General features: G+C 62.8%; 19 protein-coding genes. 15 read left to right on the plus strand and 4 right to left on the minus strand.

All coding sequences use genetic code 11. The annotated features are described in order from the left end of the window. Positions 1-111 precede the first annotated feature (111 nt). Positions 112-705: a TetR/AcrR family transcriptional regulator gene (locus MKI86_RS00080; RefSeq protein WP_241595529.1), complete on the plus strand. Its 594-nt coding sequence runs from the start codon at positions 112-114 to the stop codon at positions 703-705. A gap of 6 nt (positions 706-711) precedes the next feature. On the opposite strand, the gene MKI86_RS00085 is transcribed toward MKI86_RS00080, so the two are convergent. Next, positions 712-1863, minus strand: coding sequence for a ceramide glucosyltransferase (locus MKI86_RS00085; RefSeq protein WP_241595532.1), 1152 nt, complete (start codon positions 1861-1863; stop codon positions 712-714). Positions 1864-2105: 242 nt separating this feature from the next. Here MKI86_RS00085 and MKI86_RS00090 point away from each other — a divergent pair, with 242 nt between their 5' ends. Further along, positions 2106-3218: an acyltransferase family protein gene (locus tag MKI86_RS00090; protein ID WP_241595535.1), complete on the plus strand. Its 1113-nt coding sequence runs from the start codon at positions 2106-2108 to the stop codon at positions 3216-3218. Positions 3219-3243: 25 nt separating this feature from the next. On the opposite strand, the gene MKI86_RS00095 is transcribed toward MKI86_RS00090, so the two are convergent. Further along, entirely contained in the window at positions 3244-4449 is a 1206-nt protein-coding gene (locus MKI86_RS00095; protein ID WP_241595538.1) for an NAD(P)/FAD-dependent oxidoreductase, read from the minus strand. A gap of 184 nt (positions 4450-4633) precedes the next feature. Here MKI86_RS00095 and MKI86_RS00100 point away from each other — a divergent pair, with 184 nt between their 5' ends. From MKI86_RS00100 to MKI86_RS00160, 13 genes are all read left to right on the plus strand, one after another. Further along, positions 4634-5527, plus strand: coding sequence for a VOC family protein (locus MKI86_RS00100; protein WP_241595541.1), 894 nt, complete (start codon positions 4634-4636; stop codon positions 5525-5527). Position 5528: 1 nt separating this feature from the next. Beyond that, positions 5529-6368 (plus strand): 3-deoxy-8-phosphooctulonate synthase, encoded by an 840-nt coding sequence (gene kdsA / locus MKI86_RS00105; protein WP_241595544.1) that lies wholly within the window; start codon positions 5529-5531, stop codon positions 6366-6368. A gap of 127 nt (positions 6369-6495) precedes the next feature. Beyond that, the gene (gene eno, locus MKI86_RS00110) at positions 6496-7770 is read left to right on the plus strand and encodes a phosphopyruvate hydratase (protein ID WP_241595546.1); all 1275 of its coding nucleotides are present in this window, start codon (positions 6496-6498) and stop codon (positions 7768-7770) included. A gap of 139 nt (positions 7771-7909) precedes the next feature. Beyond that, positions 7910-8218, plus strand: coding sequence for an FtsB family cell division protein (locus tag MKI86_RS00115; protein ID WP_160872407.1), 309 nt, complete (start codon positions 7910-7912; stop codon positions 8216-8218). 148 nt (positions 8219-8366) lie between these two features. Continuing rightward, complete coding sequence (gene pdhA / locus MKI86_RS00120) at positions 8367-9413, plus strand: pyruvate dehydrogenase (acetyl-transferring) E1 component subunit alpha (RefSeq protein WP_241595548.1); 1047 nt, start codon at positions 8367-8369, stop codon at positions 9411-9413. Between the two features lie 16 nt (positions 9414-9429). Further along, positions 9430-10848, plus strand: a complete 1419-nt coding sequence (locus tag MKI86_RS00125; protein ID WP_241595550.1) for a pyruvate dehydrogenase complex E1 component subunit beta — start codon at positions 9430-9432, stop codon at positions 10846-10848. 14 nt (positions 10849-10862) lie between these two features. After that, the gene (locus tag MKI86_RS00130; RefSeq protein ID WP_241595554.1) at positions 10863-12212 is read left to right on the plus strand and encodes a pyruvate dehydrogenase complex dihydrolipoamide acetyltransferase; all 1350 of its coding nucleotides are present in this window, start codon (positions 10863-10865) and stop codon (positions 12210-12212) included. Between the two features lie 16 nt (positions 12213-12228). Next, positions 12229-12870, plus strand: a complete 642-nt coding sequence (locus MKI86_RS00135) for an SGNH/GDSL hydrolase family protein (RefSeq protein WP_241595557.1) — start codon at positions 12229-12231, stop codon at positions 12868-12870. A gap of 85 nt (positions 12871-12955) precedes the next feature. Beyond that, a complete protein-coding gene (locus tag MKI86_RS00140) occupies positions 12956-13216 on the plus strand; it encodes an HP1242/YdcH family protein (protein ID WP_241595559.1) in 261 nt (86 codons plus the stop codon). Positions 13217-13298: 82 nt separating this feature from the next. Continuing rightward, positions 13299-14744 (plus strand): dihydrolipoyl dehydrogenase, encoded by a 1446-nt coding sequence (lpdA, locus tag MKI86_RS00145; RefSeq protein ID WP_241595562.1) that lies wholly within the window; start codon positions 13299-13301, stop codon positions 14742-14744. 89 nt (positions 14745-14833) lie between these two features. Next, positions 14834-15811 (plus strand): lipoyl synthase, encoded by a 978-nt coding sequence (gene lipA, locus MKI86_RS00150; protein ID WP_241595565.1) that lies wholly within the window; start codon positions 14834-14836, stop codon positions 15809-15811. A gap of 72 nt (positions 15812-15883) precedes the next feature. Continuing rightward, complete coding sequence (locus MKI86_RS00155) at positions 15884-16444, plus strand: P-loop NTPase family protein (protein ID WP_241595568.1); 561 nt, start codon at positions 15884-15886, stop codon at positions 16442-16444. A gap of 9 nt (positions 16445-16453) precedes the next feature. After that, entirely contained in the window at positions 16454-16918 is a 465-nt protein-coding gene (locus tag MKI86_RS00160; RefSeq protein ID WP_241595570.1) for a type II toxin-antitoxin system RatA family toxin, read from the plus strand. Here MKI86_RS00160 and MKI86_RS00165 read toward each other — a convergent pair. Together MKI86_RS00165 and MKI86_RS00170 are read right to left on the minus strand one after the other, a co-directional pair. After that, positions 16907-17401: a CinA family protein gene (locus MKI86_RS00165; protein ID WP_241597709.1), complete on the minus strand. Its 495-nt coding sequence runs from the start codon at positions 17399-17401 to the stop codon at positions 16907-16909. The two genes, MKI86_RS00160 and MKI86_RS00165, sit on opposite strands and share 12 nt — an antisense overlap. A 2-nt stretch (positions 17402-17403) precedes the next feature. Further along, on the minus strand, positions 17404-18615 hold the full coding sequence (locus MKI86_RS00170) for a bifunctional 2-C-methyl-D-erythritol 4-phosphate cytidylyltransferase/2-C-methyl-D-erythritol 2,4-cyclodiphosphate synthase (RefSeq protein ID WP_241595574.1): 1212 nt from the start codon (positions 18613-18615) through the stop codon (positions 17404-17406). Between the last annotated feature and the right edge of the window lie 36 nt (positions 18616-18651).

Genomic DNA, 18651 nt, shown 5'->3' on the forward strand with positions numbered 1-18651 from the left:
TGCTCCTGCCTATTGATGATTATTGCCTACATACGAGGCGTATGTGAATGGGTAATTGCATACGTAGCGTATGTCAAATAAAATACGAGGCGTATGTGGAAGGGAGATGCCATGCGCAAGCCGCGCGAGGAAATGATCGCGGAAACACGGGCAAAGCTCATCGCCGCCGGCCGCCACGCCTTCGGGACGGTCGGCTATGCGGGCGCGTCCATGGATGACTTTACGGCGGCGGCGGGCCTGACACGGGGCGCGCTGTACCACCATTTCGGCGATAAGAAGGGGCTTCTCCAGGCTGTCATCCGGCAGATCGACGCGGAGATGACGGCGCGCCTCAACCGCATCTCCGCCGCCGCGCCGAACCGCTGGCAAGGCTTCGTGGACGAATGCGTCGCCTATATCGAAATGGCGCTGGAGCCGGAAATCCAGCGCATCATGTTCCGCGACGGTCCGGCGGTGCTGGGCGACATCTCGCAGTGGCCGACCAGCAACGGCTGCATTGCCGCGCTCAGTTCCAGCATCGAGCAATTGAAGGCCGATGGCCTCATGGTGGGGATCGATACGGAAGCGGCGGCGCGGCTGATCAATGGCGCAAGCAGTCACGCCGCCCTTTGGATCGCCAATTCGCAGACGCCCGAGGAGACGTCGCGGCAAGCCGTCGACGCGTTCAGAACGGTGCTGGATGGACTGCGCGCCGGCAAGGGGTGACCCCGCTCAAGGGCTTGCGGGCGCTTCCTCCAGTTCGCAGGCAGTGGTGCCGATGGTCATGGTGTTGCCGCGCCAGTCGATGGAACCGCCAAGCCAGGCGCGCAGCCAGATGGCCGGCAGCATGACGTCGCGAACGATCATGGCCGGCACCGACCAGCGCGACAGGCGCCAGCCCTTGGCGAAGGCGAGCGCGAGTTCTGGCAGGTAAATGCCCGCAAGCACCAGCAGCATCGCAGAGGGCAGGGTGCCGTAGCCCAGCGCCACGGCGATCAGGGCGAGAGAGAGCGGTGGTAGGACGCCGAGCAGGATTTCCGGTGCGAAAAAGCCGGGGAAGGTGACGCGGCGCAGGCGTGACCAGCGGCACTGGCGCGACCAGATGTCGTGGCCCGTGCGGCGGCCGAGCGGCTGTTCGAAAGGCGAGGACACCAGATGCACCTTGAGGCCGAGGCGGTTGACCAGCTTGGTGGAGGCAGCGTCCTCGGCGATCTCTGCATTGAGCGCGTGGATGCCGCCATTGGCATCCAGCATCGGCTTGTACCACAGCATGCTCTTGCCCTGCGCAAAGCCCAGCCCAAGCGCTTCGCCGGCATATTGCCAGCGGGCCTGCTGGGTGTTGAGGAAGGTGCATTCCACCTCCGCCCAGAAGCCATCCGGCCGCGAGCCGAGCGGCGTCGAGCAGACAAGGCCCGAATCGCTACGCCACCCGCCCATCAGGTGCTGCACGTAATCCTCCGGCATGAGCACGTTGGAATCGGCAAGAATCACCCAGTCGTGCCGCGCCGCCTGCCAGCCCTTCACGCAGTTGTTGAGTTTGGGATTGGCGCTGATGCGGTCGTCGCCGATGAGGATGCGCGCGGCAACGGCCGGGTAATCCGCTGCCGTCTTCTCGATTTCGGCAATGACCGGGTCATTGCCGTGGGCGACGCAGAAGAGGAGCTCGTAATTCGGCCAGTTCAGGCGAAAGGCGCGCGACAGCGTCTCGGACGTGAAGTTCTCGATGCCGCGAACGGGAATGACGATGGAGACGGACGGTTTCTTGCGCAGGTCCGGTGGTGGGAAGCCTGTCGCCTTGAGCCGCCTGCCGGCGATGAGAATGCTGGCAAGATTGGTCGCAACGAGGGCGCCCGAGGCAAGGGCGAAGGCCTGAGCCATGTCCATTCACGCAAACTCCTGTGAGCGCCGCATCTGGCGGACGCCGGGTTGGTTACGCGTGAAGAAACATCACTGTCACATGACACGGGAATGACGGTACTATCTCCCGGCCGTCATCGCGCGGCATTCATGGCCCGTGTGACCACGCTTGCGCGCGATAATCTTGTAATGCATGGCGGCGAAACACCTATGCGGGTTGTTGTAAATGTGGTTGATTGTCGTTTGCTCGGGATACCGGAGTGCGCTGCATGCGATCTGAAAAATACGTGATCGGGCTGGATTTGGTCCGATTCTTCGCAGCGTCGGCGGTCCTAGTTTTTCATCTGGTTTATATGATCGGCATACCTTCCGGAGATTCTTACAAGATTTCCGGCGGAATCGTTGCTTATCCGGAGATCGGGGGCATTCCGAGCTACGGCTGGATCGGGGTGCAGATTTTTTTCGTTCTGTCCGGCTTCGTCATATTGTTAAGCGCGGAGAACGTCACCGGCAGGCGGTTTCTGCACGGTCGTGTTTTGCGGCTCGTACCTGCCGCGTGGATTTGCGCGACGATATCTCTGTTCTGTCTTCTGATCTCTGACAACGATTCAGTGAGCGAATATATTATAAAGTGGGCAAAGAGCGTCTTATTCTCTCCAGCTGGCCCATATATTGACCATGTCTACTGGACGTTGGGGGTGGAGATCGCGTTCTACGCTATCGTACTGCTCTTCATTTCTGCCGGTAAAACACTCTGGTTATCGCCATTCATGCTGATTGTTGCCGTGGTGAGCGCGGTTTTCAATTTTGGAGACCTAGTGTTTGAACTTCTTCCCGCGCCGGACCGGTTCTCGGAGCTCACCATGCTGCGGTACGGTGTCTTTTTCGCTATCGGAGTCGGCCTCCATAGATGGTGGCGGCTGGGGCTGGACAAGCTGGTCTATGCGTTGATCAGTGTCGGAATTTTGGGGTCTATCGCCCAAATTACCTGGAATATGAGATCCTACGACGAGGTAATCGTTCCTCAGCGACTATTCTGGCTGTTGTCCTTCTGGCTGGGAATACTGGCGTTAATGTTCGCAAGTGTGCTTTATAACAAGGCGCTTGTTTCTCGCTTGGGAAAACACGCCCACGTGATTCGAAGCCTTGGGCTGATTACCTATCCACTCTATCTGGTTCACCAGACGGTTGGGGCGATTCTGATCGCAGCGTTCGTCGGCATGGGGCTAGGGCGATATCCAGCTCTTCTGATCGCTGTTTCCATTGTTTTGCTTCTTGCATGGTTGATCGTCAGGTTCGAGGCAACGCTGAGAGCGACGATGGAGCCACCTTTTGCAAGGGTATTGGCTCGGCTGCCGTTTCCTGGGGAAGCAAGAAGCTGAGCGTCGTCTTTCTCCCGCACGTCGATCAGCTCGCGCCGTTTCCGAAAGCGAAAAGGTCGGCGTCGGTATCGCCGTGGCCGCTGATGGCAGAGGAGACGATTTCGGCGGCTATCTGGCTGAAGGTGATGCCGTTGCCGCCGAAGCCCATGACGGCGAAGACCCGGTCGAGACCGGGCACGGCGCCGATGAGCGGCAGACCCGTGCGGGTGGTGCCGAAGGGGGCGGCCCAGACGAATTCGGGATCGGGCAGGGCCGTGCCGAGCATGGCTTCTGCCTTACGGCGAATGACCTTGGCCTTGCTTGCGAGCTTTTGGGGCGATGCGTAGGCGGTTTCGCTCTCCTCGTCCTCGCCGCCGACGATCAGGCGACCGTCGCGTGAACTGCGAAGATAGAGATAGGGGTCGGCACCTTCCCACACGATGCAGTCCTTCAGCCAGCCGGGCGCGTCCGTGCCGGGTGGGGTGGCGAGCGCCCAGGTGGACACGACGGAATGGTCCTCCTGAGCGAGCGATTTGAGAAATTCGTAGCCCGAACAGAAGACGATGTGGCCGGCAGACAGGATCTTGCCCTCCGCCGCCGCGAGAAAGACGCCGTCGCCGGTGGCGCGCAGGTCGGTTATTTCGAGCGGGCTTACCAGCTCCGCACCGCGTGCGACCGCGGCGCGCAGAATGCCCGCGGCCATCTGGGCCGGGTTTGCGGATGCGGAGATATCGCTGAGGATAGCGCCGGTACGGTCGAGCCCGAATTGCTGGCCGAGCGCGGCGGCGTCGACGAAATCGGCTTCGATGCCTGCGACGTGCCGCGCCTCCACCTCGCTGCGCAGCGCGCGGCTGCCATATTCGTCGCCCGCCAGGAACAGCGTCTTCTTGCGCTCGAAGGCGCAGGAAATGCCGAGATCGGTGACGATGCGCGTCAATTGCTCGACGGCGCGGGCCGACCGGCGCCAGGCACGATTGGCCTTCTCCACGCCGATCATGCCGGCAAGCTTGTGCAGGGGGATGTCGATCTCGTGCTGGATCATGGCCGTGCTGGCAAGCGTGCTGCCGCGAACGGGTGTGCGGCGATCCACGACCAGAACCGAACGCCTCCCGTCCGTGAGCGCATGTGCGGCGAGGGCACCGGAAATGCCGGCGCCGACGACGATCACGTCATACTCGCTCTTCGAAGGGGTGTGTGCGGCGCGAATGCCGATGCGCGGCGTGTCGGCCCAGAGCGGCCGGGATTCGTGCAACTGGCGCTGTTGGGTAATGTCGCGGGAACTGGAAATGACTGGCTCCGATGCTGAAATGCGCGGTTGCAATGTCGGTGCGGCGGAAAAGTTCCCGATGCGGCGCCGCGCTTGTGCCGGCGCTTGCATTGCGGGCCGAAAGCATGCAAAGCACGGGGCGCCTGAAACACGACCGGATTATCTGCCCATGACCGTGAGTTCGAGAACGCCCCGCCCGATCGACCATCTGGTGCTGCCGGTGTCCGACCTCGCAATTGCCCGCGAAAGACTGACGGCGCTGGGATTTACCGTCGCCCAGGATGCGCGCCATCCTTTCGGCACCGAAAACTGTTGCGTGTTCCTGTCGGACGGCAGCTATCTGGAACCGCTCGGCATTGCCAATCGCGAGGAATGCGAAGAAGCGGCGCGCGAGGGCAATGCCTTCGTCGCGCGCGATCAGGCTTTCCGCTTCCGCCGCGGGCTGGATGGCTTTTCCGGCATTGCCATGGCGACCAGCGACGCGCGCGACGACGACCGGCGCTACTCCGCGGCCGGCCTTTCCGGCGGCGCTATGCTGGAATTCTCCCGCGAAATGGTTCTGCCCGACGGGACGTCCGCGACCGGCAGCTTCCGGCTGGCTTTCGCGGCCGATCTGCGCAGCCCCGACTTCCTCTTCTTCGCCTCGCAGCGCATCCTGCCGCTGCCCGCCGACCGCAAGGCGCTCGAGGCGCACGCGAACGGCGTAACCGCGCTTTCCGAGGTGGTGCTGTCCGAACAGAATCCCACGGATTTCCAGTATCTGGTGCAGGAAGCTGCCGATGAGCGTGAGATCGAGGCCATGTCCTTCGGCATGTCGGTCTCGACACCGCGCGGCCGCATTACCGTGCTCAACGATGCCGGGCTGGAAGGGTTTTACGGGATCACGCCCGAAGCCGGCACGGACCGTGGGCTGAAGGGCCGGGCGGTCGTCTTCACGGTTGCCAGCCTGTCGGACTGCCGCCAACTGCTGATCGAGCGGGGCGTCGTCTTTACGGAGCGCGATGGCCGGCTCATGTTGCCGCCGGCGCCGGGCCAGGGTGCTCTCTTCGTCTTTGGAGAATGACATGAAAACGAATTCCACCGTCGTCGTCGGCGAAGGCGCCAAGAAGGTTACCTTCGCGCAGGACAAGCGCTTCTCGCTGATTGCCGGCCCCTGCCAGATGGAAAGCCGCGACCACGCCTACATGATCGCCGGAACGCTCGTCGAACTGACCGACAAGCTGGGCATCGGTCTCGTCTACAAGTCGTCCTTCGACAAGGCCAACCGCACCTCGATTTCCGGCAAGCGCGGCATCGGGCTGGACAGCGCCATGGAAATCTTCGCCGACCTGAAGAAGGATTTCGGCTTTCCCGTACTGACCGACATTCACACGGAAGAGCAGTGTGCGGTTGTCGCCGAGACGGTCGATATCCTGCAGATTCCGGCCTTCCTGTCGCGCCAGACCGACCTTCTGGTCGCCGCCGCGAAGACCGGGCGCACGATCAATGTCAAGAAGGGCCAGTTTCTTGCACCCTGGGACATGAAGAACGTACTCGCGAAGTTCACCGAGAGCGGCAATCCGAACGTGCTTCTGTGCGAGCGCGGCGCCTCCTTCGGCTACAACACGCTCGTTTCCGACATGCGCTCGCTGCCGATCATGGCCTCGCTTGGCGCGCCCGTCGTCTTTGACGCAACCCATTCGGTGCAGCAGCCGGGCGGGCAGGGCGGCTCCTCCGGCGGCCAGCGCGAATTCGTCGAGACCTTGGCGCGGGCAGCGCTTGCCGTCGGTGTCGCCGGCCTGTTCGTAGAGACGCATGAAGACCCCGACAACGCGCCGTCCGACGGCCCGAACATGGTTTACCTGAAGGACATGCCGCGGCTTCTTGAAAAGCTTCTGGCCTTCGACGACATCGCCAAGGCGTAAGCGCCATCAAACGGATGACACGAAGATGTGCCATCCGTTCTTCCGGCGCAGAGCGCCATTGTAATTTCCGCATGGTCGATTAAAAGTGGATTTTAATCGATTAATAAACCCGAACCAGGACGATATCATGACTGCTATCATCGACATCATCGGCCGCGAGATCCTCGACAGCCGCGGCAATCCCACCGTTGAAGTGGACGTCTATCTCGAGGATGGCAGTTTCGGCCGCGCCGCGGTCCCGTCGGGCGCCTCGACGGGCGCGCATGAAGCCGTCGAACTGCGCGATGGCGGCACCCGCTACCTCGGCAAGGGCGTGGAAAACGCCGTCGCCGCCGTGAACGGTGAAATCTTCGAAGCCATCGGCGGCCTCGACGCCGAAGACCAGATCGCCGTCGACCAGACGATGATCGAACTGGACGGCACGCCGAACAAGGCGCGCCTCGGCGCCAATGCCATCCTCGGCGTTTCGCTGGCCGTCGCCAAGGCTGCCGCCGAAGCCGCAAACCTTCCGCTTTACCGCTATGTCGGTGGCCCGAACGCCCGCATCCTGCCGGTGCCGATGATGAACATCATCAATGGCGGCGCGCATGCCGACAACCCGATCGACTTTCAGGAGTTCATGATCGTTCCCGTCGGCGCCGACAACATTCGCGATGCCGTGCGCATGGGTTCGGAAGTGTTCCACACGCTGAAGAAGCAGCTCGCCGCCGACGGCCACAACACCAATGTCGGTGACGAAGGCGGCTTTGCGCCGGGCCTTGCATCGGCGCCCGCCGCGCTCGACTTCATCATGAAGTCGATCGAGAAGGCCGGCTACCGTCCGGGCGAGGACATGTATATCGCGCTCGACTGCGCCTCGACGGAATTCTTCAAGGACGGCAAGTACGTGCTGGAAGGCGAGGGCCGCACGCTGGAGCCCGGCGCCATGGCCGATTACCTTGCAGAACTGGCCGCCAAGTACCCGATCTTCTCGATCGAGGACGGCATGGCAGAAGACGACTGGGACGGCTGGAAGGCGCTGACCGACAAGATCGGCAAGTCGGTGCAGCTCGTTGGCGACGACCTGTTCGTCACCAACTCGGCCCGCCTGCGCGACGGCATTAAGATGGGCGTCGCCAACTCGATCCTCGTCAAGGTCAACCAGATCGGTTCGCTCTCCGAAACGCTCGATGCCGTCGAGACCGCACACAAGGCGAGCTATACGGCCGTCATGTCGCACCGCTCGGGCGAGACGGAAGATTCCACCATCGCCGATCTCGCGGTCGCCACCAACTGCGGCCAGATCAAGACCGGCTCGCTGGCCCGCTCCGACCGTACCGCCAAGTACAACCAGCTCATCCGCATCGAGGAGCAGCTGGGTGCGGCGGCGAAATATGCCGGCCGCAGCATCCTGCGCGGCTGAGCCGGGCAGGACAGTTTTTCCAGAATAATGAAACCCGCATCGCAAGATGCGGGTTTTTTCTTGGCCCATCCGTCATGGTCAATGGTCGGTTAACCGCTTCCCGATAGTGTCTGGCTGTACTGCGTATCGGGGCACCTGCATGTGGACCAAGCATCATAAGAAGCGGAAATTCGGCCGGCTGGCTCTGCCGGTGATTACGGTCGCTTTCCTTTCCTATTTCGGTTATCATTCCGTCCATGGCGACTTCGGTCTGCGCGGAATGGAGGATTTCGAGCGGCAACGAATGGAACGGCAGGCGCGTCTGGACGTGCTCGTGCGGCAGCGCCAGATCCTGGAAAAAGAAGTGGCCCTGATGAGCGACGGCTCGCTCGAGCGTGACATGCTCGACGAGAAGGCGCGCTCCTACCTCAACATGTCGCGTGCCGACGAGATCGTGATTTTCCACTGAGAAATGCGATTAACAGAAATCTGGTTAATCGTAAAAATTCCTTACTTATCAGTAGCTTGTAAGGAATATAAGCCATGCAATTATGGCATTGCTGACGCGGCCTTTCTCCCCTATGTTTTCGGCAAAAGGCAAACATAGGGAGGATCGAATGGCTCCGCGTAAGACCGCGTCCACGTCCAGCCGCAAAACGACGGCAAAGCCTGCACGGAACGACTCAATCGGTTCCAATAGTCTGACATTCACCAAGGAAGAAGAGCTTCACGCCTATCGCGAGATGCTCATGATCCGTCGCTTCGAGGAAAAGGCCGGCCAGCTTTACGGCATGGGCGTCATCGGCGGCTTCTGTCATCTCTATATCGGTCAGGAAGCGGTCGTCGTCGGCATGCAGATGGCCCAGAAGGATGGCGATCAGGTTATCACCTCCTACCGCGACCACGGCCACATGATCGCGCTCGGCATGAGCGCGCGCGGCGTCATGGCCGAGCTGACCGGCCGTCGCGGCGGCCTGTCGAAGGGCAAGGGCGGCTCGATGCACATGTTCTCCAAGGAGAAGGGCTTCTACGGCGGCCACGGCATCGTCGGCGGCCAGGTGTCGCTCGGCACGGGTCTCGCCTTCGCCAACAAGTATCGCGGCAACGACCAGGTGTCGGTCACCTATTTCGGTGACGGCGCGGCCAACCAGGGCCAGGTCTACGAGAGCTTCAACATGGCCGCGCTCTGGAAGCTGCCGGTCGTCTACATCATCGAAAACAACCGCTATGCGATGGGCACTTCGACGGTGCGCTCCACCGCGCAGTCGAACTTCTCCAAGCGGGGCGAAGGCTTCGGCATTCCCGGCGTTCAGGTCGACGGCATGGATGTGCGCGCGGTCAAGGCCGCAGCCGACGAGGCCATCGCCCATTGCCGCGCCGGCAAGGGCCCCTACATCCTTGAAATGCTGACCTATCGCTATCGCGGTCACTCCATGTCGGACCCGGCGAAGTATCGCTCCAAGGACGAAGTGCAGAAGATGCGCTCCGAGCACGACCCGCTGGAGCAGGTGAAGGCCCGTCTTCTCGAGCAGGGCTGGGCAAGCGAGGACGATCTGAAGCAGATCGACAAGGACGTCCGCGACATCGTCGCCGACAGCGCCGAATTCGCCCAGAACGATGCAGAGCCGGATGTATCCGAGCTCTACACCGACATTCTGCTTTGATCCGGGGGAGACTTATATGCCCGTAGATATTCTTATGCCCGCGCTCTCTCCGACGATGGAAGAGGGCACGCTTTCCAAGTGGATCAAGAACGAAGGCGACACCGTGAAGTCCGGTGACGTGATCGCCGAGATCGAGACCGACAAGGCGACGATGGAAGTCGAAGCCGTCGACGAGGGCGTGATCGGCAAGATCGTCGTCCCGGCCGGCTCGGAAGGCGTCAAGGTCAACTCCGTCATCGCCGTTCTGCTGCAGGATGGCGAAAGCGCCGATGCGATGTCCGCGCCCAAGGCGGCGCCGGCGGCCAATGCCGACACGCCTGCCGCAACCTCCGGCGACGCGGGTGGCAAGGCCCGCGAATCCTCCGACGAGCCGACATCCGTCGCATCCGAGAAGGTCCCGGCCGCACCGAAGACGGAAGTGGCCGCCGATCCGGATATCCCCGCCGGCACCGAAATGGTGAGCATGACGGTGCGTGAAGCGCTGCGCGACGCCATGGCGGAAGAAATGCGCCGCGATGGCGACGTGTTCATCATGGGTGAGGAAGTCGCCGAATATCAGGGCGCCTACAAGATCACCCAGGGCCTTCTGCAGGAATTCGGCGATAAGCGCGTCATCGACACGCCCATCACCGAGCACGGCTTTGCCGGCATCGGCGTCGGCGCGGCGATGTCCGGCCTCAAGCCCATCGTCGAGTTCATGACGTTCAACTTCGCCATGCAGGCGATCGACCATATCGTCAACTCGGCCGCCAAGACGCTCTACATGTCCGGCGGCCAGATGGGCGCGCCGATCGTCTTCCGCGGCCCGAGCGGCGCTGCCGCGCGCGTTGGCGCCCAGCACTCGCAGTGCTACGCGGCGTGGTACAGCCATATTCCGGGCCTCAAGGTCGTCATGCCCTATACGGCAGCCGACGCGAAGGGCCTGCTGAAAGCGGCGATCCGCGATCCGAACCCGGTCATCTTCCTCGAGAACGAGATCCTCTACGGCCATAGCTTCGAGGTTCCCAAGCTCGACGATTTCGTTCTGCCGATCGGCAAGGCGCGCATCCACCGTCAGGGCAAGGATGTGACGCTGGTGTCCTTCGGCATCGGCATGACCTATGCGGTCAAGGTCGTGGCGGAACTGGAGAAGCAGGGCATCGACGTCGAGCTGATCGACCTCAGGACCATTCGTCCGATGGACCTGCCGACCGTCATCGAATCGGTCAAGAAGACCGGCCGCCTCGTGACTGTCGAGGAAGGTTTCCCGCAGTCGTCGGTCGGCGATTACATCGCCAACCGCATCCAGCGTGAAGCCTTCGATTATCTCGATGCGCCTGTCGTCACGATTGCCGGCAAGGACGTTCCCATGCCCTACGCCGCCAATCTCGAAAAGCTGGCGCTGCCGAATGTGGGTGAAGTCGTCGAGGCGGTGAAGGCCGTCTGCTACAAGTAACGGGAGGGCGCGAAATGCCGATCAACATTACGATGCCCGCCCTTTCCCCCACCATGGAAGAGGGCAACCTCGCCAAGTGGCTGGTGAAGGAAGGCGACACCGTGAAATCCGGTGACGTGATCGCCGAGATCGAGACCGATAAGGCGACGATGGAGGTCGAAGCCGTCGACGAGGGCGTTGTCGCCAAGATCGTCGTGGCGGCCGGTACGGAAGGCGTGAAGGTCAACAGCCTGATCGCCATTCTCGCCGCTGATGGCGAGGATGTTGCGGCTGCTGCCGCCGGCTCCGCCCCGAAGGCAGACGCCAAGCCGGCCGAAAGCAAGCCTTCCGAAGCGAAGGCCGAAGCACCGAAGGAAACCGAAAAGCCGGCTTCTGCCGCAGCCGCTCCGGCACCTGCTGCCACCGCATCGGCCGGTCCAGCGCCTGCCCGCGACGGCAACCGCGTGTTTTCATCGCCGCTGGCCCGCCGTATCGCCAAGGAAGCCGGTATCGACATTTCCGCCGTTTCCGGTTCCGGGCCACATGGCCGGGTTGTCAAGAGCGACGTCGAAAAGGCCGTTGCGACCGGTGGTGCGAAGCCTGCCGCCGCTGCACCGGCTGCCGCCGCGTCCGCCGCTCCCAAGGGAATGTCCGACGATGCCGTGCTCAAGCTCTTCGATGAAGGCTCCTACGAGCTTGTGCCGCATGACGGCATGCGCAAGACCATCGCCAAGCGCCTGCAGGAATCCAAGCAGACGATTCCGCATTTCTATGTCTCCGTCGATGTCGAACTCGACGCGCTTCTGGCGCTGCGTGCGCAGATCAACGACAGCGCGCCGCGCAAGGACGACCGTCCGGCCTACAAGCTCTCGGTCAACGACATGGTGATCAAGGCTCTGGCGCTCGCGCTGCGTGACGTGCCGGATGCCAACGTTTCCTGGACGGAAACGAACATGGTCAAGCACAAGCACGCGGATGTCGGCGTCGCCGTTTCCATCCCGGGCGGGCTGATCACGCCGATCATCCGCAAGGCGGAAACCAAGAGCCTGTCGACCATCTCCAACGAGATGAAGGACCTCGGCAAGCGCGCCAAGGAACGCAAGCTGAAGCCCGAGGAGTACCAGGGCGGCACGACTGCGGTCTCCAACATGGGTATGATGGGCGTCAAGAACTTCGCCGCCGTCGTCAACCCGCCGCATGCGACGATCCTTGCGGTCGGCGCAGGCGAGGAGCGCGTGGTGGTGAAGAACAAGCAGATGGTCATCGTCAATGCGATGACGGTCACGCTTTCCACCGACCATCGCTGCGTGGACGGCGCGCTCGGCGCCGAACTGCTCGGTGCCTTCAAGCGCTATATCGAGAACCCGATGGGGATGCTCGTCTGACAAGCGGGGTGCGGCCATGAAGACGGTTCTCTGCTACGGCGACAGCCTGACCTGGGGTTACAACGCGGAAACGCTCGACCGGCATGCCTTCGGGGATCGCTGGCCGAGCGTGCTTGCCAAGGCGCTGGGGCCCGATGTCAACGTGGTCGCGGAGGGTCTCAACGGCCGCACCACCGCCTATGACGATCATCTGGCGGATTGCGATCGCAACGGCGCGCGCATCCTGCCGACCATCCTGCACAGTCACGACCCGATCGACCTCGTCATCCTGTTCCTCGGCGCCAACGACATGAAACCGGCGATCTGCGGCACGGCCTTCGGCGCCGTGCAGGGCATGGAGCGGCTGGTGGAGCTGGTGCGGCATCACGCCTGGTCCTTCGAGACGGACGAGGGGCCGGATGTGCTGATCGTTTCGCCGCCGCCGCTCTGTGAGACGGCGAACACGGCGTTTGCGGCGATGTTTGCCGGCGGGGTCGAGCAGTCGGCCATGCTGGCGACGCTTTATGCCGACCTCGCCGACGAGCGTGGCTGCGGTTTCTTCGATGCGGGCTCTGTCGCCGAAACGACACCGCTCGACGGCGTGCATCTCGATGCCGAAAACACCCGGGCGATCGGCAAAGGCCTCGAGCCGGTCGTGCGCATGATGCTCGGGCTTTGACAGTATCGCGGCGGGTTTGACAGGGATCAAGGAGTGAAGGGGCGGGCAGGCTAGGCTGATACCATCAACCAAAAAGGAGATGGACATGCCGAACACCCCGCACCAGCTTGCAGAGGAATTTCCGGAGCATCTGGCCAAGATTCGCCACCTGCGCGAGGTCGACGGCCACTTTCACCGGATCTGCGAAGACTATCAGGCGGTGAATCTCGCCATTCATCGCGCAGAAACGGATATCGAGCCCGTCGCCGACCTCAGCATGATCAACATGCGCAAGGAGCGGATGCGGCTCAAGGATGAAATCTACGGGATGCTGACGCGGCCGGAAAAGGTGGCGGACAATCCCTGAGGAGCGGTGGCTTCCGCTTCTCGTCATGCCGCAGCGGAAAAACCGCGCGGCGCAGAAGAACAACAGAGGAGTGGAAGCGCTCATGTCGAATGCTTACGACGTCATCGTTATCGGGTCGGGTCCGGGTGGCTACATTGCCGCAATCCGTGCCGCCCAGCTCGGCCTGAAGACGGCCATCGTGGAGCGCGAGCATCTCGCCGGCATCTGCTCCAACTGGGGCTGCATCCCGACCAAGGCGCTGCTGCGCTCTGCCGAGATTTTCCACTATGCCCAGCATCCGGGTGACTATGGCGTGAAGATCGAGGGTACGGTGACGCCGGACCTGCCGGCCATCGTCGCGCGCTCGCGCGGCATCGCCCAGCGCATGAATGGCGGCGTCGGCTTCCTGATGAAGAAGAACAAGGTCGACATCATCTGGGGTGAGGCCAAGCTCACCAAGCCGGGCGAGATTGTGGTGTCCAAGACGACCAAGGCGATCCAGCAGCCGCAGGCGCCTGTGCCGAAGAACGTGCTGCCCGAAGGCACCTACACCGCCAAACACATCGTCATTGCCACGGGTGCACGCCCGCGCGCGCTGCCGGGCATCGAGCCGGACGGCAAGCTGATCTGGACGTACTTTGAAGCAATGACGCCGGCGGAAATGCCCAAGTCGTTGCTCGTCATGGGCTCGGGCGCCATCGGCATCGAATTCGCCTCGTTCTATCGCACGCTCGGCGTGGATGTGACTGTTGTCGAGGTGATGAAGACGGTGATGCCGGTCGAGGACGCGGAAATCTCTGCGCTCGCCAAGAAGCAGTTCGAAAAGCAGGGCATGAAGATCCATCTGGAGGCCAAGGTCGCCAAGGTGGAGAAGGGTGCCAATTCGATCACCGCGCATGTCGAGATGAAGGACGGCAAGGTCGAGAAGATCACCGCCGACCGCATGATCTCCGCCGTCGGCGTGCAGGCCAATATCGAGAATATCGGTCTTGAGGCGCTGGGCGTGAAGACCGACCGCGGCTTCATCGCAATCGATGGCTACGGCAAGACCAACGTGCCCGGCATCTACGCCATCGGCGACGTGGCCGGCCCGCCGATGCTCGCCCACAAGGCGGAGCACGAGGCCGTCATCTGCATCGAGAAGATCGCCGGCCTGCCGAACGTCCACCCCATGGACAAGGCCAAGATCCCGGGCTGCACCTATTGCCACCCGCAGGTGGCCTCCGTCGGTCTGACGGAAGCGAAAGCCAAGGAACAGGGCCGCGACATCCGCGTCGGTCGGTTCCCCTTCGTGGCAAACGGCAAGGCGATTGCGCTTGGCGAAGACCAGGGTCTCGTCAAGACGATCTTCGACAAGAAGACCGGCGAACTCCTGGGCGCCCATCTCGTCGGTGCGGAAGTGACGGAACTGATCCAGGGCTTCGTCATCGCCATGAACCTCGAAACGACCGAGGAAGAGTTGATGCACACCATCTTCCCGCATCCGACGATTTCCGAAACGTTGAAGGAAAGCGTGCTGGATGCCTATGGGCGTGCGCTGAACGCTTGAACGTGCTAAAGCCCGCCTCCACATGAGGCGGGCTCACCTTTTCGAGCTCAAGGGCAGGCACGGACGCCGGCCAGGAAAGTGGAAAAGACATGGTCACCATTCTCGACCGCACCAATCTCGATCCGAACGCGCCGCGCGTGCGCCATCCGGAAAAGGCTCACAAGCCGGATACGGAAGTGTTGCGCAAGCCGGAATGGATCCGCGTCAAGGCGCCGGTCTCCAAGGGCTACCAGGAGACGCGCGAGCTGGTGCGCTCCCACAAGCTGGTGACGGTGTGCGAGGAAGCCGGCTGCCCGAATATCGGCGAGTGCTGGGACAAGAAACACGCCACCTTCATGATCATGGGCGAGATCTGCACCCGCGCCTGCGCCTTCTGCAATGTCGCGACCGGCAAGCCGAACGCGCTCGACATGGCGGAGCCGGAGAATGTCGCCAAGGCCGTCAAGCAGATGGGGCTTTCCCACGTCGTCATCACCTCGGTCGACCGCGATGATCTGGACGACGGTGGCGCCGAGCATTTCGAGAAGGTGATCTGGGCCATTCGCGCGGCTTCCCCCGCAACGACCATCGAGATCCTCACCCCCGACTTCCTGAAGAAGCCGGGCGCGCTGGAGCGTGTCGTCGCCGCCAAGCCCGATGTGTTCAACCACAATATGGAGACCGTGCCGGGCAACTATCTGACGGTGCGTCCGGGCGCACGCTACTTCCACTCCGTGCGGCTTTTGCAGCGCGTGAAGGAGCTGGACCCGACCATGTTCACCAAGTCGGGCATCATGGTGGGGCTCGGCGAGGAGCGCAACGAAGTGCTCCAGCTGATGGACGACCTGCGCACGGCCGATGTCGACTTCCTGACCATCGGGCAGTATCTCCAGCCGACCCGCAAGCATCATGCCGTCATGCGCTTCGTGACGCCCGACGAGTTCAAGTCCTATGAGACGGTGGCCTATTCCAAGGGCTTCCTGATGGTCTCCTCGAGCCCGCTGACGCGCTCCTCGCACCATGCCGGCGACGATTTCGCCCGCCTGCGGGCAGCGCGGGAGAAGAAGCTGCTGGCCGCAGCCGAATAGACTTTTCAGCCCCCATGCTTTAAGCCCCGCCGTCCTGCCCGATGGCGGGGTTTCTGGTTTCAGGAGGCTGACATGACGATTGCGCTGGAAGAGGCGGCCGGACGGCTGAAAACCGCGGAGCGCGTGCTGGTCATCGGCTGCTCGGGCAGCGGCAAGAGCACGCTGGCGCGGCAGCTTTCGGATCATCTTTCGCTGCCACACATTTCCATGGACCGGGAAATCTTCTGGATGCCCGGCTGGCAGCAGCGGCCGCGGGCCGAAGCGCTGGACAGGCTCAAGGCGTTCGTGGCGCAGGAGCGATGGATCATGGACGGCACCAGCCCGGGCACGCTGCCGCTGCGGCTGCCGCGCACGCAGCTCGTTCTTTGGTTGCGTCCGCCGCGGCTCGTCTCGCTCTACGGCGTGATCTCGCGCTGGCTACGCTACCGCGGCCGGTCGCGGCCCGAGATGGCCGACGGTTGCCCCGAGCGGATCGATGCGGATTTCCTTCGCTACATCTGGAATTTCGAGAAGACCGAAAGCCCGGAGATCGAAGAGAACCTTGCGGCTTATGGCTGCGACGTGCCTGTTTGCGTGTTGAAATCGCGGCGCGAGAATGACCGCCTACTTGCAAGAATTCGCGCGGTTCATTAGCTCTCGGCCATGCCTCAGTTCGAAACCCGTCGCCCGGTTCCTCACACGCCTGAAGAGATGTATGCGCTCGTCGCCGATGTCGAGCGCTATCCGGAATTCCTGCCGCTTTGCGAAGCCCTTTCGGTGCGCTCGCGCAAGGAGCGCGACGGCAAGGAACTGCTCGTGGCGGACATGACGGTAGGCTACAAGGCGATCCGCGAGACATTCACCACGCAGGTGCTGCTGAATGCGGCCGAACGGGCGATCGACGTCAAATATATCGACGGGCCGTTCCGCTATCTCGACAACCGCTGGCGCTTCGATGCACTGCCGGAAGGCGGCTGCTCGGTGCATTTCTACATCGACTACGAGTTCAAAAGCCGCATTCTCGGCGCGCTGATGGGCTCGATGTTCGACCGGGCCTTCCGCATGTTCACGGACGCCTTCGAAAAACGCGCCGCGACCATCTATGGCGGCGCCTCCTCAGTCGGCTGAGATTTCCACCAGCATTTCGAGTGCGGTGCGCACCGTGGCGAGCCTGACGGCGCTGCGGCCGATATCGCCGTAACGCATCTCGCGGTGCAGCGTCTTGCGGCCGGTGCGGGCGGTGGCGAGATGCACGAGGCCGACGGGTTTTTCATCCGAGCCGCCGCCCGGGCCGGCGATGCCCGTCACGGCGACCGAGATGTTGGCGCCGGAATTGCCGATGGCGCCTTCGGCCATTTCCAGCGCGGTCTCGCGCGACACGGCGCCATGCGCCTTGAGCGTGGCGTTGGCGACGCCGATCATCTCGCGCTTGGCTTCATTGGAATAGGTGACGAAACCGCGGTCGAAGACCGTGGAGGAGCCCGCGATCTCGGTGATGGCGCCGGCGATCAGGCCGGCGGTGCAGGATTCGGCCGTGGCGATGAGCAGGTTCTTCGGCCCGAAATCCGCGACGATGGCGCGGGCGGCGTCTTCGATGTCCTGAGGCCAGATGCTCATGCTTCGCTTCCCCTGTAGACGACCGTTGCGGTGGCGATGGCTGCGATGCCCTCGCGGCGGCCGATGAAGCCGATCTTTTCGTTGGTCGTCGCCTTCACCGAGCAGCGCTCCAGGGAAATGCCGAGGAATTCCGAGAGATTGCGGCGCATCGCATCGCGATGGGGGCCGACCTTGGGCGCTTCGGCGATCAGCGAGACATCGGCATTCATGATGGTGCCGCCGGCCTTGCGCACGATTTCAGCGGCGTGTTCGAGGAAGATGCGCGAGGCAGCGCCCTTCCACTGCGGATCCGATGGCGGGAAATGATCGCCGATATCGCCGGCGCCGCAGGTCGCGAGCAGGGCGTCGGTCAGCGCGTGCAGCGCGACGTCGGCATCGGAATGGCCCGACAGCGTCTGGTCGTGCGGGATGAACAGGCCGCACAGCGTCACGCCGTCGCCCTCGACGAGCTGGTGCACGTCGTAGCCGTTTCCGGTGCGCACGTCCGGTAGAGCGTGTGAAAGGCGCTGGTCGGCCATGGCAATATCCTTCTGCAATGTAAGCTTGACGTTACCGGCGCTGCCTTCGACGAGGTGCACCCGGACCCCGGCCCATTCGGCAATCGAGGCATCGTCGGTGAAATCGGTGCGTCCTGATGCGGCCGCGCGGCGATGCGCCTCCAGGATCGTTTCGAAATGGAAGGACTGCGGCGTCTGGGCGGCAAACAGGCCCGAGCGGGAGACCGTCTCGGCCACATTGCCGTTAGCATCGGCCCGTTTCAGCGTATCGGCGACCGCGACGGCGGGCAGAACGGCGCGCGCGCCATGGCTGAAGGCGGTGAGCGTGCGGTCCAGGATGGCGGGCTCGACGAAGGGGCGCACGGCATCCTGGATGAGCACATGGCTGACGGCGTGGTCTGCCAGGACATCAAGCCCGGCCAGTACGGACTGCTGGCGCGTGGCGCCGCCTTGGACGACACTCAGCCGGCTGCCGGCCGGCGATGCCGCTGCGCGCGCCATCTCGAAGAGTGCTGCGTCATCGGGATGTATCACGACCACGATATGCTTGGCGGGCTGCCAATTGACAAACAGATCGAGCGTGTGGGAGATCACCGGCGTTCCGCCGATGCGACGGTACTGCTTGGGGCCTTCGGCATGGCTGCCGGCCCGCTCGCCGCGACCGGCGGCAACGATCACCACACCGCAGGATAGGGTATTTTCCGCCTGCATTCGGCTCCTTGCCTCCCGTTTCAAAGCGTTTTGGGG

This window comes from Shinella sedimenti (assembly GCF_022601905.1).
In the GTDB taxonomy this organism is placed as follows: domain Bacteria; phylum Pseudomonadota; class Alphaproteobacteria; order Rhizobiales; family Rhizobiaceae; genus Shinella; species Shinella sedimenti.

Excerpts from the sequence above, each read along its gene's own strand:
- MKI86_RS00080 (WP_241595529.1), top strand. The coding sequence starts at position 112 with ATGCGCAAGCCGCGCGAGGAAATGATCGCGGAAACACGGGCAAAGCTC.
- MKI86_RS00085 (WP_241595532.1), bottom strand. The coding sequence starts at position 1,863 with ATGGACATGGCTCAGGCCTTCGCCCTTGCCTCGGGCGCCCTCGTTGCG.
- MKI86_RS00090 (WP_241595535.1), top strand. The coding sequence starts at position 2,106 with ATGCGATCTGAAAAATACGTGATCGGGCTGGATTTGGTCCGATTCTTC.
- MKI86_RS00100 (WP_241595541.1), top strand. The coding sequence starts at position 4,634 with ATGACCGTGAGTTCGAGAACGCCCCGCCCGATCGACCATCTGGTGCTG.
- kdsA (WP_241595544.1), top strand. The coding sequence starts at position 5,529 with ATGAAAACGAATTCCACCGTCGTCGTCGGCGAAGGCGCCAAGAAGGTT.
- eno (WP_241595546.1), top strand. The coding sequence starts at position 6,496 with ATGACTGCTATCATCGACATCATCGGCCGCGAGATCCTCGACAGCCGC.
- MKI86_RS00115 (WP_160872407.1), top strand. The coding sequence starts at position 7,910 with ATGTGGACCAAGCATCATAAGAAGCGGAAATTCGGCCGGCTGGCTCTG.
- pdhA (WP_241595548.1), top strand. The coding sequence starts at position 8,367 with ATGGCTCCGCGTAAGACCGCGTCCACGTCCAGCCGCAAAACGACGGCA.
- MKI86_RS00125 (WP_241595550.1), top strand. The coding sequence starts at position 9,430 with ATGCCCGTAGATATTCTTATGCCCGCGCTCTCTCCGACGATGGAAGAG.
- MKI86_RS00130 (WP_241595554.1), top strand. The coding sequence starts at position 10,863 with ATGCCGATCAACATTACGATGCCCGCCCTTTCCCCCACCATGGAAGAG.
- MKI86_RS00135 (WP_241595557.1), top strand. The coding sequence starts at position 12,229 with ATGAAGACGGTTCTCTGCTACGGCGACAGCCTGACCTGGGGTTACAAC.
- MKI86_RS00140 (WP_241595559.1), top strand. The coding sequence starts at position 12,956 with ATGCCGAACACCCCGCACCAGCTTGCAGAGGAATTTCCGGAGCATCTG.
- lpdA (WP_241595562.1), top strand. The coding sequence starts at position 13,299 with ATGTCGAATGCTTACGACGTCATCGTTATCGGGTCGGGTCCGGGTGGC.
- lipA (WP_241595565.1), top strand. The coding sequence starts at position 14,834 with ATGGTCACCATTCTCGACCGCACCAATCTCGATCCGAACGCGCCGCGC.
- MKI86_RS00155 (WP_241595568.1), top strand. The coding sequence starts at position 15,884 with ATGACGATTGCGCTGGAAGAGGCGGCCGGACGGCTGAAAACCGCGGAG.
- MKI86_RS00160 (WP_241595570.1), top strand. The coding sequence starts at position 16,454 with ATGCCTCAGTTCGAAACCCGTCGCCCGGTTCCTCACACGCCTGAAGAG.
- MKI86_RS00170 (WP_241595574.1), bottom strand. The coding sequence starts at position 18,615 with ATGCAGGCGGAAAATACCCTATCCTGCGGTGTGGTGATCGTTGCCGCC.